The sequence below is a fragment of the Nitrospira sp. genome (assembly GCA_035968315.1).
Classification (GTDB): domain Bacteria; phylum Nitrospirota; class Nitrospiria; order Nitrospirales; family Nitrospiraceae; genus Nitrospira_D.
In genome coordinates this window covers 1-16,429 of the sequence record JAVYIN010000003.1, presented here as the reverse complement: position 1 = coordinate 16,429, position 16,429 = coordinate 1, and the positions used below count along the sequence as shown (strand labels likewise).

Below are 16,429 nucleotides of genomic sequence, written 5' to 3'. Positions count from 1 at the left end.
CTGAGACGGCTTGTCGGAAGGAGTCGTGAAGTTTCGATGTGTGGGATTGTCGGATATGTCAATGGATCTGCAGGCCGCCCTGCAGATGAACGGATTGTCCATGCCATGTGCAGGAGCATCCTGCATCGCGGCCCGAATGATCAGGGAATCTTTGTCGATGGGTTAGTCGGGATTGGGATGCGGCGGCTCAGTATTATTGCATTGAGTACTGGCCATCAGCCTATCAGTAACGAAGCAGGCACGATCTGGATCGTATTCAACGGAGAAATCTACAATTATCAAGATTTATCGAAAGATTTGATCCGGCGAGGTCATCGGTTTAAGACAGATTCCGATACAGAGGTCATCGTTCATCTTTATGAGGAGTATGGGGATGCTTGCGTTGACCATCTCCGTGGTATGTTTGCCTTTGCCATTTGGGATCGAACGCGCGATCGTGTGTTTATTGCCCGTGACCGCTTGGGGGTCAAGCCGCTTTATTATTGGTGGCGAAATGGCCAGCTTGTATTCGGGTCAGAGATCAAAGGGATTCTAGCGCATCCCGATGTCTTGCCGACCCTGAATGCCGAGGGGCTGTTATATTACTTACGCTACTTCTATATACCTGATCCCCTTACCATCTTCCAAGATATTCATAAGCTACCCCCAGGTCATTGTTTAAGTCTGACAGGAGGGTGTCTGTCCGTCAAATCATATTGGGACGGGTGTTTGCCGAAAACGCCTGATCCGCAAGCGATTACAGAGGGTGCGGCGCTTGAGCGGCTAGAATATCACCTGCGGGACGCGACGAGAGTGCGACTGATGAGTGAGGTGCCTCTGGGAGCCTTCCTTAGTGGCGGGATTGATTCAAGTTTGACCGTGGCGTTGATGGCTCAGGAAATGAGTCGGCCAGTATCAACCTTTGCGATCGGGTTTCAGCAAGAAGCGTATAATGAGTTGCCCTATGCGCGGCGGGTTGCGAGTCATTTGGGCACAGATCATCATGAATTCATCGTAGGGCCAGAGTCCTGCGATCTGATCCCCCGTCTCGTCTCGCACTTTGATGAGCCATTTGGAGACTCCTCTGCTATTCCGACCTATCATGTGTCACGCGCGGCAGCTGAGCAGGTCACGGTTGCCTTGAGTGGGGATGGGGGCGATGAGATGTTTGCCGGGTACGATCGTTATCAGATTGATCTTGCTCGACAGCGTCGACAGCTTCCCGGGTTAGCGCGGAATCTGCTGGGCACAGTTTCTGGATTATTGCCGGATGGCGCGAAGGGAAAGAATCTTTTGCGAAACATGTCGCTGCCTGGCCCGGCGCGATATTTAGATAGCATTTCGTATCTCCCGCCTGTCACGCTGCATCGGTTGTTAACTCGTGACTATCAACGTGAGCTGCAGCGGATAGACGATGCAGCGCCGATTTTCATGCAGTATTTTGACCGTGTGCAGTCATATGAGTGGCTCTCCCAGCTTCAATATGTGGATACCAAGACCTACTTAGCCGGTGATGTGCTGACCAAGGTAGATCGGATGAGCATGGCTAATTCCCTTGAGGTTCGTAGCCCCCTCTTGGACCATAGGCTGATCGAAGAGGTAGCTGGTTATCCGAGCCATTTCAAGTTGCGCCAAGGGGTCTCGAAATATTTACTGAAAAAACTTGCCAGGAAGTATCTCCCAGCCGATATCGTTGACCGACCTAAACAAGGATTTGGGGTCCCTCTTGAATATTGGTTTGCCGGGGATTTTCATCATTATATCCGGGATACTTTGCTGTCGTCTTCTGCGCGGGCTCGCCCTTACTTTAATGCCCCGGTAACGGAATCGATTATCAATCGACATGCAGCAGGTGAGAAATCGCTAAGTGCCGTCATTTGGAACTTGCTCGTTCTCGAGACCTGGTTTCAGATGTATCTGGACAGGTCCTCTATTACTCAAAGCTAGGGGAGAAGAGTATTTGTCAGAGGATAGGGTGCTATTCCATATGCCGAAACGAAGAGTTCTCGTTTTTACGAATAGTTTTAGGATTGGCGGATCAGAAGGACAGGCGCTCCAACTGATAAAGCATCTGAATCGATCATTGTTTGAAGTTCACGTTGCCTGTTTCGACCGAGAGGGGCCGCTGTTGGATCAGCTCCCATTGGACGTGGGAGAGGTTCCAGCATTTCCTCTGACGGGGCTTGCTAATCTCAACGCTGTTCGGCAAGCGGCCGCGTTTATTGCCTTTCTTAAAAAGGCGAAGATTCAAATCGTCCAGACGTTCGACCTCTATACAAACGTCTTTGGACTTCCGCTGGCTCGCTTGGCGGGAGTTCCAATCACAGTGGGAAGTCGGCGAGATCATGGGGTCAAGCGTACGGTTTGGCAAGTTCGCGCCGAGCGGTGGAGTCTCCGATTGGCGATGCGCGTGGTCGCAAACGCTGAGGCGATCAAGAGTCGATTGGTGGAAGATGGTACTCTGCCCATGGAGCGCATCATCGTGATTAAAAACGGACTCGACTTATCTCGCTTTTCTATTCCGCATCATACCCTACAGCATTCTGGAGAATGCGATTCTCAGCCGGTCATATTCGCCGTTGTCGCTAACTTGAGACCTGAAAAAGGGCATCTCATGTTTGTGAGGGCCGCTCAGATAGTTGCATCGGTATGCCCAGATGCGCGGTTTGCCTTGATTGGGGACGGGCCTATGCGCCAAAAGGTTTTAGCATTAATCGAAGGATTAGGTTTGCGTGAGAAGTTTCATCTGATGGGGGCAGTGACAAATGTGCCCCAGGCGCTTCAGAAAATCGATGTGGTTGTGTCTCCGTCCGATACCGAAGGGCTTCCAAATGCTGTCTTAGAGGGAATGGCTGCATCGAGAGCGGTTGTGGCAACAGATGCCGGTGGAACACGCGAGCTTGTAGCGGAAGGTGTCACTGGACATCTGGTGCCAACTGGCGATGTGGAGGGCCTGGCTAGTCGTATGATCGCACTCTATAAAGCGCCCAGTATCAGGGAAAGCATGGGGGCCCACGCAAGAAAGCAGGTGGAGCAATGCCATTCGGCTGAATATGTGGCGAGCCGATTCGGGCTGCTTTATGACGAGCTATCCGTTGCGTCTGGGATAGGCGTTTGATGTTGGCGTGGAGTGAGGTGTCCAGCGAGCCCACTGTTGCGCGGTCTTCTGAACGTTTGAGCACAGGTTCTTGCGGAAGCGGTAATCCAGAGGAAAGGGGCCGTCTATGAAACAAGTAATTCGTAGAGGTTTGAGGGAAATTATTGTAGATGAGGTAGCCGATCCCAAACCCTCTTCAAATCACGTGCTGGTGCATCCACTCTATTCGCTCATCAGCAGCGGAACAGAAACGGCGGATATTCACACCGATAGCTTAATGAAAGAAGTCGCCGATAATCCTTCTCATCTTCGAAAAGTCTGGAATATTATGCAGAAGACTGATCCGATTAGCACATTTCACGAAGTGCGGGCCAAATTCGCTGAATATGCGGTTTTGGGCTATTCGGGTGCAGGAATTATCGTAGAGAAGCATCCTACGGTGTTGGATCTCAGCTTGGGCCAACGAGTGGCGTATGGCGGCGAGGGTACCGGACATGGGGAAACGATCAACGTTGGCCGTAATTTGATTGCCCGTGTGCCGGATAATGTGCCGTTTCAGGATGCTTGTTTTACAACCCTTGGAAGTATTGCGATGAACGCCGTCCGCCAGGCAGAAATTCAAATCGGTGAATCAGTGGTTGTCATGGGTTTGGGTTTGGTCGGGCAACTCATCTCGCAACTGGTTCGGTGTCAGGGCGGGATCGTAATTGCATCAGATTTGATGCGGGAGCGAGTCGAATTAGCCCAAAAGCTTGGCGCAGACTTTGGTGTGATGGCCGGTGAAACGGCGGTGGCGGAGACAAACGCCTTGACTCAAGGTCGAGGAGCAGATTGCGTGATTGTGGCGGTGGCCTCTAAATCTTCCGCGCCAGTTAAGCAGGCTATTCAGATGTCGCGTGAACGCGGTCGGCTCGTTATTGTTGGCGCCTGCCCATTGGATTTATCACGAGATGCAATGTATGCAAAAGAATTGAAGCTGTTAATGGCAAGAGCATATGGTCCAGGGAGTTATGACCAAATTTACGAAAAGCAGGGGATCGATTATCCGTTTTCGTATGTTCGCTGGACGGAAAATCGGAACATGGAAGAGTTCTTACGGTTGCTGTCTGTCGGCAAGGTCAATGTTAAGCCTCTCGTGACGCACGAATTCAATCTCGTGGATGCGCCGAAAGGCTATGAGGCGATATTGAATCCTGAGACGAAAAGCCTAGCGGTGTTGCTTCGTTACCCGGCAAACGATACTCAGGACGCGATTAAAGCATATAAGCCGACTCGTAAAATTGAGCTGCCAAATGTTGCCGAAGCAGCTGAAGGTATACTCAAAATTGGGTTAGTCGGGGCTGGAAATTTAGCGAAGTGGGCGCATCTTCCGGCAATCAATAAAATTGGCGAAGCGAAGCTTCATGCTGTGTGTTCATCAAGCGGTGCGCGTGGAAAGAGTTATGCGTTACGATTTGGCGCAAAATATGCCAGCTCGGATTATGAGGAAATGGTGAAAGATCCTGATATCGACGTGATATTGGTGTCGTCTGCGAGTCACCATCATGCACGGGAGACCATCTTGGCATTGAGGTCTGGGAAGCATGTGTTTGTAGAAAAACCAATGGCGGTGTCCATTGCTGAATGTCGGGAAATTTATCAGGCTGTGAGGGAGACCGGGAAGCAAGTCTGCGTTGGGTTTAATCGACGGTTTGCGCCGTGTTATTTGGAGATGAAACGGCAACTTGCTGGTAGGTCGGTGCCGATGATTGTCACAACGAGAATGAATTCTCCCGGAATGCGCGGAGGGTTTTGGGGCGGTGATCCAAAGTTTGGCGGGGCGACGGTTGGTGAAGGCTGCCATTTTATAGATTTGATGTATTGGCTTACCGCCGCAGAGCCTGTGAGCGTTTCAGCGCACTGCTTGCCTATTGGCAGTCAAGAGCCACTGGGGGTCAATAATCTTGCTGCGAGCATTCGGTTCGCAGATGGTTCTGTGGGGAGCTTCTTGTACTCGACTGTTGGAAGTGAATCTTCTGGCGGTGAGTATGTTGAAGCGTTTTCGCAGGGTGTTGGCGTTTCGTCTGAAGACTTTAAGCAAGTGACGGTCAAAAAATCTTCGAGAAAAAGTAAGAAGATGATGTTTGCCGATAAGGGCTACGTTGAGCAAATGAAATCGTTTGTGGGGAGCTTGAGGTCGGGAAAGGCGCCAGCCGTTTCTGTGATTGATGGTGCGCGGGCGACCATCGTATGTTTGTTGATGATAGAATCAGCTAGAATTCGCAGAACGATTGAGTTTGACTTGATCGATATCTTGGAAAACGGTTTGTAATGGATAGATGCTGGAAGGGGGTTGCAAGGCTGTTCAGTTGATGCCGCACAAGTCAGTTGGGTTAGATCGCTAGCCGGGGGGGGGCAAGTGCAGGTCTTCGTAAAGTCGAACAACTTCACGAATGTTTCCCCAGCCGTCTTCGCTTGAAATATTTCTCTTCTTCACGGTTACGTTTGTCAGCTCCTGCGCTATCGCGTTCTCAAGTGCTGTGTGGTCATGTATTGGGATCAGGTGAACGCCTAGGGGGCGCATTCCAGTGTCGGTTGCAATGACCGAGGTGCCTAGATATAAGGCTTCGCGGATAGAAATTGCGTCACCATCAAAAATGGTTGTTCTGAGCAGAACGTCACACTTGTGTATCAAGTGAAGAACCACATCGTGTTCGGTGTCCCCTGCCAGCAAAATATGTTGGGCGTATGTTTTGGCCGCAATTACACTCGCGAGTTCAGCCTCCATCGATCCCGAGCCAATTATTATTAATCCAGTGTTTGGAGCCTTTCGTATTACATGCTCCAGTACATCTATCTGCATCGCCAGATCATAGTGTGGCTCCAATAAGCCAACGGTTAATAGTATTTTGTCGTGCCTGGCAAGAAATGTCTGAAAACGTTGAGGGGTGGAGACGGATTGTTTGGGCCTCTCTAAAACAAAAGGATAAATCAAGCGGATCTTTTCATCGCGTACCCCGAATTTCTTGAACATTCTTACCATCAAGTTATTAACAACGATGATTCTGGTTAGCCTTCTGAATACGAAGCCTTGAAGCGTCCAAGCGGTTGCTTTGTCAGAGTTTGCAATTGCGAATCCACCAGAGTGAAGTGTCATCACCGATTTCCCTCGCGCCACCATCGAACAGGCAGCTATCAACAATAAGACGCGCAAAGGGATTTCGCCTCCTATGTGAAGATGCAAAACGTCGTAGCGCATGGAAAAAAGGAGCGTTAGCAATGCAAGGGGGCTGCGCGGATGGTAGACGTGGTCTTCGGGCCCGACTATTTCTGAGCGGGTGATAGAAATAATCGAACATTGGTGGCCACTGCGAAGCAGCTCTTTCTTGATCGCGAGCATATTGGTCTGCACGCCACCCCGGGGAGGCGGATATGGACCGAGTAGTAAAATGTGAAGTTTCTTTTTCATGGTAAGCGGCGTTGCGGGTAGAATAGTTGCTTGAGTATGGGCATGACAGCGGTATTGTTAGGGCCTAGTTCGATGATTGGCGGGCGGTTCATGTTCGCCATCAATTCCTCAGCATAGAATAGATGAGCGCAAAGATCGCGTTGTTTACTAAGATTGATGGACTCAATTAGAAAGAACAAGTGCTTAGATTTATAGAGCCTCATCGCTTATGAAGCGTAGCAAAGTCTTTCTTATTGAGGAAGTACTTTCTGGTAAGTTCTAGAAGGCTTTGTGTGGTGTTTCAGTAGAGGCTAGTGGATTAGTTAGGCAGATCTGCATGAACGGTATGAAAAATTGCATGGCCTTCGAGAGCGTTCATGGTATTGTTGGGAGCAGATGACGCTCCGCGATTTCAATATTCTATGGCGAGCCGATCTCTATAGGCACACGGGGGAACGCTCCGTGGGTGCTCTCCTCAAGCATCTTCTGCGTAGCGACGGGGACGAGTGCTATAGCGATGGTGTCAAATACGCATTTTATTTGAGGCTCTCCTCCTATCTCCGTACCGCCCACCCAAGATGGGTGATGCTGGCTCCTTATATTATAAGTAGAAGCGTTCTCACGCATTATAAGTATAAGTTTAACATATTCATTTCCCATTATGTTTCCATCGAGAGGGGGCTCTATCTCGGGCATGTGATGAACATTGTTGTTAGTGATTATGCGCAAATAGGGAAAAACTGCAACATCAGCCATGGTGTCACGATTGGGCAAGTCAACCGTGGTGCGCGCAAGGGAACGCCAATTATTGGGGACAATGTGTATATCGGGCCAGGGGCCAAAATCATTGGTCGGATAAAAATCGGGAATAATGTGGCGATAGGTGCGAATACAGTCGTAACCAAAGACGTGCCTGACAATGCCGTCGTGGTTGGCATTCCGAGTCGAGTCATTTCAATGGAGGGCTCAACGGGTTATGTGATGAATACTGATTACGAAACAGGTTAATGTTCACCGGCCGGTTGAACTGGGGCATGGAAAGGTTATTGGCTATAGAAGAATGGAAATCGTGCGAACGCTGATGTATGCCGTGCGAGCATTGCAACGTGAATGCTTTGGATTCCGTTTCCATTACCCAATTGAGGAGGTAATGGAAGCTGGGCGGGCAGATTCATTGCACTACTATGTTTGGAGTGACAGGCTATTTCTTGACAATATGGACTTTGACGGCCTGGGGGTTCCTCGGAAAATTTATCGCAGGCAAGGTGCCCAATATAATCCGCTTTTTATTGCCTGGTGGGGTCTTCACACGTTAGAGCGATACCTGCGGAATGGTGATAAGGCTGACTTAGAGAAGAGCTTGGTACAGGTTCGATGGTTGAAAGCCAACGCGGTGTGTCGTGCTGATGGCGCCGTGGTCTGGCCTTGTTACTTTACGTGGCGAGAGGGACATTGCGTACTTGAGAGCGGCTGGATTTCAGCAATGTACCAAAGTGTGGTCATTAGCCTTCTGGTCCGAGGCTATCGTGTGACAGGGGATAAGGAACTCTTGGATTTATGTTTGAAGGGGACGCGCGTTTTTCATCAATCCATACAGGAGGGTGGAGTGCGCACCTTCGAGCGTGGCTATGTCTTGTATGAAGAATATCCAGCTTTCCCCCTTCCGCGTGTGCTCGATGGGCTTATCTTTAGTTTGCTGGGGCTGCACGACCTAGCTGTTCAGACTCGTAACTCTGAGGTTGAGGCCCTATTAAAGCTGGGGATTGAGGGACTCAAAGCCTCTATTGGTATGTGGGATTACCGCGGGAAATGGACCTGGTACGGTTCACATGGGTATTTGTGCCCACCCCATTATCATACCTTGAATTGCCTTCTGCTCGGTATTCTTGGTCGGCAGACCGGCGATGCCACATTGATCGATCAGGCCGCTCAATGGAATGCACGTAATTTATCCATTCTCAGTAAAGTAGAAGTCTATGTTGTCTTTCTCTTGTTTAAGAACCTGGCTCGTCTGAGACTGCCGAGTAACTAAGCCTATGTGTGGGATCGCAGGTATCTTGAATCTCGACGGAAGGCCATTTGTCGATGAGGCTCAGCTTCATCGCATGGGCGATTGTATTGTCCATCGGGGGCCTGACGGACACGGACACTTTACGCGCGGTCCAGTTGGGCTTGTGCACAGGCGTCTGAGCATTATCGATTTGAGTACTGGTGCGCAACCCATGTTTAACGAAGATGCTTCGATCGTTGTCGTCTTTAATGGGGAAATCTATAATCATCTTGAGCTCCGATCGATTCTGGAGTCACGAGGTCATACCTTCAGGACCCATTCCGACACCGAAGTGATCCTGCATGCGTACGAAGAGTATGGGCTCTCATTTCCGACGCATCTGACGGGCATGTTTGCGTTTGCCCTGTGGGACATGAAGCAGCAACGTCTGGTACTGACCCGTGATCGGGTCGGGATCAAACCACTATATTATACGGTCCATAACGGGCAGTTGTTGTTCGCGTCTGAAATTAAAGCGCTGCTGACCGAGCGAGGTGTGCCACGACGAATTGATTACGATGCGTTACAAGCGTATCTCCGGGTTCGCTACGTTCCTGCCCCTAAAACGATGTTTCAGGGGATCTATAAGCTTCTGCCAGGCCATCAGTTGGTGGCTCAGGATGGACAAATATGTACTGATCAGTATTGGGATCTTACCTTTTCTGATGAGCCCCTCACCGAGCGGCAATGTCTTGATGATCTTGAGACGCTCTTTGCCGAAGTCTGCCAGCAGCATTTGATGAGCGAGGTGCCGTTTGGCGTATTTCTCAGCGGGGGACTTGATTCCAGCGCGGTCGTGGCTACGATGCGGAAATTGCTGAAAACAGATCCCCTGACATTTACCGTGGGGTATTCCGGTTCTGATGGCATCAACGAGTTTGATTATAGCCGTCTTGTGAGTAAGCACATTGGGACATCCCATCACGAAGTCATCCTCTCGCCGCAGCAATTCTCAGATTGGATTCCGACGCTCACCTGGCATCTGGATGAGCCTGTTGGGGATTCCGCCTGTGTGCCGCTATTTTTTCTGGCGCAGCGAGCCAAACAGCATGCCACGGTTTTGCATTCCGGTGAGGGGGCTGACGAAATTCTTGGCGGGTACTCCATCTACAAAAAGATGCTGCTGATGAATCGATTGCATTCTAGCCCGGTTGGCTCTATTGCCAGACTGTTTGACTGGAGCGTGAGTGGGGCCTCATTCGGCGGCAAGGCGGGGAGATACGTCCGCCATATAGCCATGCCATTACAGGATCGCTACCGGGGCGTGTCTTCTCTGTTTTTAGACGGCATCAAAACCCAAGTGGTCAATCCAGAGTTGCGGACTGTCTCAACAAAAGGTTCGTTCCTAGAAGACACGTTTCGTATGTATTACCAGCGTGTCCGATCCGCCACGGACCTGAACCAGATGCTCTATGTGGATACGAAGACGTGGCTGCCAGATGATTTACTCGTCAAGGCCGATAAGATGACGATGGCGGCGTCGATCGAGCTGCGGGTTCCATTTCTCGACCATCGTATGATCGAATTTGCCGCCAAACTTCCAATCGGACTGAAGATCAAAAATGGAGAGACCAAATATCTTCTCAAGAAAGTCATGGAGCCGTATTTACCCAAGGCCGTTATCTATCGGCCCAAAAAAGGATTTCCAGTTCCCATTCGGCAATGGTTTCAGCAGGGGCTTGCACAGATGGCGCGAGATATTGTGCTTAATAAGCAGAACACCGTCTCCCAGTTTATTAATGTCCGTGTTGCCGGGGCTATGCTGCATGCGCATCAGAATGGTCAGATTGACGCAGCTGATGAACTGTGGGCGCTTGTTGTTCTAGAGCAATGGTGCCGAACATTTGAGGTGTCAGCATGATGTCGGGTCTGAATATAATTTGTTTTGCGAACGATTGGGATGCAGACCCGACGAGCAAGCACCAAGTGATGCGATTGCTCGCCAGAGAAAACCGTGTGTTGTGGGTCGAGTCGATCGGGTTGCGGCGGCCGGGAGCATCGGCGGGAGATGCTTCTCGCATCCTCAAAAAAATCAAGAAATTCATGCGAGGGCCAGTGTGTGTTGCGCCAAATTTGCATGTGGTGACGCCGTTGGTGATCCCGTTCCACGGTGTAAAAGCGATTCAGGCGTTCAATGCCTGGTTTCTCGGCCGCTATATTCGCCGGCAGGCCCGCCGATTGGGCATGACAGATTTCCAGCTCTGGACGTTCCTTCCGACGACTGCGCCGCTGATTCGCTATTTGAAGCCTCAGAGCGTGATTTATTATTGTGTCGATGAGTGGTCTGCGTTCAGCTTTCTCAATGGTCAGCTCATGGAGCAAATGGAAGCCGATCTGATTAAACAGAGCGACCTCGTGATTACATCGGCGGAAAAACTGTATGCCAGTAAACGGCACCTTCACCCCCAGACATACTTGGTTCCTCATGGCGTTGATAGCGAACATTTTGGCAAGGCGCTCTTGCCTGGTACGGTGGTGCCGAAAGAGTTGGAGGCGCTTCCCGCCCCTATCATTGGATTTTGGGGGCTCATTCACGAATGGATCGACATCGATCTGATTTATCAGGCTGCATCTCAGCGGCCACAGTGGTCATTCGTATTGATTGGAAAAACAGGGGTTGATTGCAGTGCGCTCAAACAGCTGAGGAATGTGCATTTCTTGGGCGTTCGGTCGTATGACACTCTTCCGGCTTTTGCAAAAGGTTTTTCCGTTGGCATTATGCCCTTTCGGATTAATCGTTTGACGGAGAACGTGAATCCGATCAAGCTTCGGGAGTATTTAGCGGCAGGTCTTGCGGTGGTTTCAACTCCTTTGGATGAGGCGCGCGCGTATGCCAAGGTCGTTCGATTTGGCGCGAATGGGGAGGAGTTTGTAAAAGCTCTGGACCTTGCCGTGCAGGATACGTCCCAAGAGTCCGTTCGGTTGCGGCTTGACTCAGTGAGGGAGGAAACATGGGCGGCGCGGGTTGATCAGATCTCTCAGCTTGTCAAAGATCTTGAATGAGCATCGGATGTTAGTGCTTCCCCCTGGTGGCTTTGGTAAAGCCAGACTACTGCTTAGCACACCGTCAAAATTTCCAGATCCCCCTCTGCCGCAGCAACTAGGGATCAGTTAAAGCACCACACTACTTGTGGTGGAGTGAAGTGGCTTTGGTTGGTTGAAGAGTGTAGGCCGCTTCCTCAAGTGCGTGTGGCGGATTGCTGACCATGCGGCGGTTCGCTGCATCGTCAGATGGTCATGGTACGCCTGGTTTGGTGGCTGATCGCCACGCGCCTCCGCGGCCTGCACTAGCAATTGTTTTTCCCCTTCGGTGATCTGGGCGGGATGGACCTGAAACTGCTCGGCTAAGTCGGCCTGTGGCTTGTCACCTTTGACCGCCGCCAAGGCCGCTCCGTGATTCCGTTGTGTTCGCTTCGGGCTGAGGGGTGGCCGACGAAAGGGGCTAGGCCAGGGTGGGTGAAGTCAGGCTACCGCTTACCACACAGCCAGAATTTCCGGAGCCCCCTCTGAGAACGCCTCGTTAATGCACGAGGACGTGCGGAGTATTAATGGTTCAGCCAGGCTATCTCACAACGCAAACGAGATAGCCCGGCTCTTGCCAAATTTCTTGTCTTGTCTAGGGGGAGACAGTTACAGTTACGGTTACATTCTGTACCGTAGAAGAGGGAAATGCAGAGGCGCTTCCACCGCTCCGGACAGCATTATACACGCTGAAATTCACACCCTGATCAGTTCCGTCAGAAGCCGTATTCTTCGCGGGACTGCCAGCCTGCAGGGTATAATCCCGGTTGACGCGATCAGTCCACAGGAAGTTGGTGTAGCTTGTGGGGTAACTATTGGTGCCTTGGGGGTATTGCGCGATACTCTCCCCATTTCCTGTCATCGCAATACGATTATTCTTCCAATTCCAGGTGGTCCCAGACCAGGCCTCATTGAGGCGGGTTGTCCCGTAATTGCTAGAGGTCGAGCCTCCGCAATCAAAGAGGCCTCGTCCTGCATTGTTATTGATTAAGTTGTCTCTAAAATCTAAAGCGATCTGTCCATTTGTCGTAACGCAGAACAGCCGAGTCCCATCGTCAATTGTATTATGCGCAATTGTCAGATCTTCCATTTTACAGGTCGTCATGTAATCCTGACAGTTCGACCCTGACGCTCCGTCGACGATGTTGTAGATCGCTCCGCAGGATGCACCGCCTCCGCATGACCAGCCTAGGCCATAGACAAGATTGTTGTGGATGTACCAACGCTTGCTATGTTTGGTTTGAAGACCTGCTATGCCGAGGCCATCGTCGGCCGCAATCGAATTAATCCAGTTTGTGACATTTCTGTAGAGATTATAACGAATGGTGAGATCGCTCAACTCGATGATGCACCCTGGCCCCGAAGGACATAACAAGGAGTAGGAGTCATTGCGCGGGGTCAGACGATGGGCATACCCGCCATCGTTCCAGGGCATATTCTCCAAGGTATTGGCTTCAATCAGGATGCGCACACCGCACTTCAATTCCAGCAATGTTTTGACGAGCCACCCAGTGGAGCCCCACCAGGCAGAGTCTTTCGACAACAGGTTAAACTTGATGGTGATATCGCGTGGCTGTAGGGCGTCGCTCATCGGGCTTGCGCCGCACGTCATGAAGTTTTCTCCCGTGGACTGCATGAAGTTGTTTTGAATAAGAATCGGCCCAGGGTTGTTCACCGAGAGCCAGGCTTGTGTATCCGAACCTGTCGCTTTGATCCCGATAACGAGGCTATCGACGAGCGCGGTGTTCCCACGCTGAGCATCGCCATAGACCCCACGGAGAGTTGTGTGGGAGGGGTTTCTATCGCGGATGATCATGCGGTCAAGAATGATGTAACCCGTATTGGTTGCGCCAGACGAGGCGTAGCCGGTGGTGATCATCGCCCAGTTTGGCACCTTGGTGGCATTCTCGACGCAATCTATACCGATAATGCGGTAGCGTTGTCCTCCTGTGGCTACGGAGAAGCATCCCACATGGGCGACATTCGCATCCTCGCCATACTGGATCTGGGGCATCAGGGCAGCATCGGCTGTCGTCACTCGTGTTCCTGACGCCGGAAGGCTTGAATAATTAGCCCCCTTTATGAGAATCCAGCCTGTCCCTCCATTGTGGGACGGGAGTACATACGGGCCGGTACAGGTTGTCCCTGTGGCAAGGATGATCTGATGGGTGAGGTTGACGTCGAGTACCGCCGCTGCATTAAGTTGGGCTTGGAGCGTAGAACAGGTGGCCGTTAGGGTCGAGCCTGTGACTGTTGGCATGGTCACGTCCACTTGTGTTTGGGGTAAGTTGGGTAGCGTGGCCGCAGAGGCCGCGATCTCATTCCCGATCGTCAAGCTCATCAAGCCCGCGGCTAACAATTTACACATCGGTGTCATCTGTGTACTCCTTTGTATGCATGCAACGTATCAGAATTATACGAGCATGCCTCGTTTGTGCCAATTAAGACCTAAGTGGGCCTCGCTAATTATGGTTAGTGAGATGTGAGTGGTTCGCACTATGTCTCTTATAGTGTATTTCACGGCGCCGGATCCTCTGTATCGCATTGTTTGTTACTGTACCCATTTATTCTGAAATGGTCTTGGATTCAGTGCCATCCATAGAGGGAAGCCTGCTTGTGTAGTTGTGATGCGCGTTTGAACTGCCAGGTAAGCAAAGCAAGGGCTGTGCCTCATGCTGATCGCATGATTCCTTGACATTGTGGAATTGAAATAGCTTTTAAAAACAGTAGCTTGAATGGCTAGCGCAGTAAAATATTCCGGTCACCTAAGATGCGGTGGGTGTAGGATTGGATCGAGAATTCAACGGATTTGAACATGTCATGCTAACAATTCAGTAATGGCAAGAAGATGCTGATTTTAATATATTATATTAGACTCCAATGGTGTGGCTGTGGCGTTTGGCTACACTATATCGTTTCCCGTATAGCAGGGTAATGAATGAACCACCATCAAGAGGTGTGTGAATGAATTTCAGACGGGAGTCCTCTTCGACTGCTGAGTCGTGTTGCACGCCATGTTTCCTGACGATATCCTCCCCCATTCTGGGACAAAGGGGGCCTGAAATTCGGACCGTGCGCTGAGCGGCAATCTGGCTTCACTAAATCCACCAGGTGGTGGCAAGCTAGAGGCACAAGGCTATGAAGCAAACATGGTGGAATTACGGAGCGGCTTTGGCGGTAGTCAAATGTGACAAGCCGCAGGCCGACTTAGCCGAGCAGTTTCAGGTCCATCCCTCCCAGATCACTGAATGAAAGCAGCAATTGCTAGTGCAGGCTGCGGAGGCGCGTGGCGGTCACCTTCCAGACCAGGCGTACCATGACCATCTGACCACACAGCGGACTGCACATGGCCAGCAATCCGCCAGGCGCCACTTAAAGAAGGGCCTAGATTATTCAACCAATCGGAGGCTCTTTTCAGGATGCGGGAAAACTCTTGTTTTTTTCAGGTCCTTTTGTGTAGATAAGTAAAAATGTGTAGTGTTCACGTCGGGAGAGAGATGATGCGAGAGGCTGATCCCCAACATGCTGGACTGTTCAGCTATCTTTTGCCAGAGGCGCACGTGCAGACGTCTCTTCGCCTGCGGCCCATTCGGCAGCATGTGGACACGGTGGTGACCGCGTTGTCGCCCCACCTTCCACGCCATAGTTACACGGGCCGCCCCTCGATTGCGCCGGAGACGTAGCTGCGAGCTCTGTGACTCTAGGTGCTCTACAACCTTCGGAGTGAACAGCTCTTGATGGAAGCCCTGGATACAACCTGCTGCTCCACTGGTTTGTCGGTCTTGATCTGGATGCAACGGTCTGGGACGTCGCCATCCACACCAAGAATTGGAACCAGTTATTGGCTAGCGAGGTCGCCCCCGTCTTCCTCCGGCAGGTTTGGCCCAAGCCAAGGCGAAGCGCCTCTTGTTGGATGAGCATTTCACCGTCGATGGCACGCTAATTGAGGCCTGGGTCTGCCAGAAGAGCTTCAAGCTGAAGACCGAGCCCGCGCCTGTGCCATTGCCGGACAATCCGGGCAATCCCATCCGTGGACTTCTGGGCGAGCGGCGGACGAACGCCATGCATGCTTCAACAACCAATCTGGAGGCCCGGCTGCATAAGCCGGTGAGCCAGAAGGCGAGGCTGTGTTTCTTGGGCCATGTGCTGATGGAGAATCAGCGCGGTTTTGTCGTTAACGCTATGCTTACTTTAGCAACGAGGACGGCGGAACGGGAGGCGGTGTTTGCCTTGGTCAGTACACGGCTCGCCGCGCGACGCATCACGCTGGGGGGCGATAAGAACTATAACATCCACCAGTTCGTCCATGTGTTCCGGGCCGTGCAGGTTCCCCCCCCCACGTGGCCGCACACGACGAACCGGACTGGTGTCATTGACGGCTGGACCACACGCCATCTGGGCTACACGGCCAGTCAACAGACACGTAAACGGGTGGACGCGGCCTTTGGATGGTTGAAGATGGTGGGGGTACTGCTACAGTTCCGGTGGGGCAGCTGGTTCTTCATCTTCGCCGCGCCATGTACAACCTGGTGCGGATGCACAATTTTGCGGAGGCTGGGACCGAGCCGATGTGGGCCTGCGGTTCACCCTCAGGGATGGGGTGTTTTCGGTCTCAATCCAGTGGTCTCGAACTCAGAGCGCTTTGGCAACTCGTGTGTTTCCGCAGTCCGTTAGAGATCTGCCAGAAATCGAGAGACGATTGAAAAATCTTGAGTTTCTTGACGGGCTCTGAGGGGTCTGCCATGGTGAGGCAGGCGTGAACGTGGAGAATGGTATGAAAACAGCGCAGGCGCGTCGAGTGGCGGTAGTGGGGCTGGGGTATGTCGGGTTGCCGATCGCGGTGGCGTTTGGCAAG

General features: G+C 51.5%; 12 protein-coding genes. 9 read left to right on the top strand and 3 right to left on the bottom strand.

Going from position 1 to position 16,429, the window contains the following annotated elements; translation table 11 throughout:
* The first annotated feature begins 36 nt into the window (after positions 1–36).
* The 3 genes from asnB (RI101_02000) (at position 37) to RI101_01990 (ending at position 5,387) form a co-directional block, all read left to right on the top strand.
* Positions 37–1,926 (top strand): asparagine synthase (glutamine-hydrolyzing), encoded by a 1,890-nt coding sequence (gene asnB, locus RI101_02000; protein ID MEC4888807.1) that lies wholly within the window; start codon positions 37–39, stop codon positions 1,924–1,926.
* A 40-nt stretch (positions 1,927–1,966) separates the two neighbouring features.
* On the top strand, positions 1,967–3,097 hold the full coding sequence (locus RI101_01995; protein ID MEC4888806.1) for a glycosyltransferase: 1,131 nt from the start codon (positions 1,967–1,969) through the stop codon (positions 3,095–3,097).
* Positions 3,098–3,203: 106 nt separating this feature from the next.
* Positions 3,204–5,387: a bi-domain-containing oxidoreductase gene (locus RI101_01990; GenBank protein ID MEC4888805.1), complete on the top strand. Its 2,184-nt coding sequence runs from the start codon at positions 3,204–3,206 to the stop codon at positions 5,385–5,387.
* Between the two features lie 69 nt (positions 5,388–5,456).
* On the opposite strand, the gene RI101_01985 is transcribed toward RI101_01990, so the two are convergent.
* Positions 5,457–6,524, bottom strand: coding sequence for a glycosyltransferase family 4 protein (locus RI101_01985; protein ID MEC4888804.1), 1,068 nt, complete (start codon positions 6,522–6,524; stop codon positions 5,457–5,459).
* A 375-nt stretch (positions 6,525–6,899) separates the two neighbouring features.
* Between RI101_01985 and RI101_01980 the strand changes: the two genes are divergently transcribed.
* The 4 genes from RI101_01980 (at position 6,900) to RI101_01965 (ending at position 11,556) form a co-directional block, all read left to right on the top strand.
* Complete coding sequence (locus tag RI101_01980; GenBank protein MEC4888803.1) at positions 6,900–7,511, top strand: hypothetical protein; 612 nt, start codon at positions 6,900–6,902, stop codon at positions 7,509–7,511.
* 61 nt (positions 7,512–7,572) lie between these two features.
* Entirely contained in the window at positions 7,573–8,535 is a 963-nt protein-coding gene (locus RI101_01975) for a D-glucuronyl C5-epimerase family protein (GenBank protein MEC4888802.1), read from the top strand.
* Positions 8,536–8,539: 4 nt separating this feature from the next.
* Positions 8,540–10,414 (top strand): asparagine synthase (glutamine-hydrolyzing), encoded by a 1,875-nt coding sequence (gene asnB, locus RI101_01970; GenBank protein MEC4888801.1) that lies wholly within the window; start codon positions 8,540–8,542, stop codon positions 10,412–10,414.
* Complete coding sequence (locus tag RI101_01965) at positions 10,411–11,556, top strand: glycosyltransferase (protein MEC4888800.1); 1,146 nt, start codon at positions 10,411–10,413, stop codon at positions 11,554–11,556. The genes asnB (RI101_01970) and RI101_01965 overlap by 4 nt, the downstream gene beginning before the upstream one ends.
* A gap of 108 nt (positions 11,557–11,664) precedes the next feature.
* Here RI101_01965 and RI101_01960 read toward each other — a convergent pair whose 3' ends face one another.
* Together RI101_01960 and RI101_01955 are read right to left on the bottom strand one after the other, a co-directional pair.
* Positions 11,665–11,937, bottom strand: coding sequence for a hypothetical protein (locus RI101_01960; GenBank protein MEC4888799.1), 273 nt, complete (start codon positions 11,935–11,937; stop codon positions 11,665–11,667).
* A gap of 232 nt (positions 11,938–12,169) precedes the next feature.
* Positions 12,170–13,951: a hypothetical protein gene (locus tag RI101_01955; protein ID MEC4888798.1), complete on the bottom strand. Its 1,782-nt coding sequence runs from the start codon at positions 13,949–13,951 to the stop codon at positions 12,170–12,172.
* Between the two features lie 1,120 nt (positions 13,952–15,071).
* On the opposite strand from RI101_01955, the gene RI101_01950 reads away from it, so the two are divergent.
* Both RI101_01950 and RI101_01945 read left to right on the top strand, forming a co-directional pair.
* The gene (locus RI101_01950; GenBank protein MEC4888797.1) at positions 15,072–15,257 is read left to right on the top strand and encodes a hypothetical protein; all 186 of its coding nucleotides are present in this window, start codon (positions 15,072–15,074) and stop codon (positions 15,255–15,257) included.
* 196 nt (positions 15,258–15,453) lie between these two features.
* Entirely contained in the window at positions 15,454–16,248 is a 795-nt protein-coding gene (locus RI101_01945) for a hypothetical protein (protein MEC4888796.1), read from the top strand.
* The last annotated feature ends 181 nt before the right edge of the window (positions 16,249–16,429 follow it).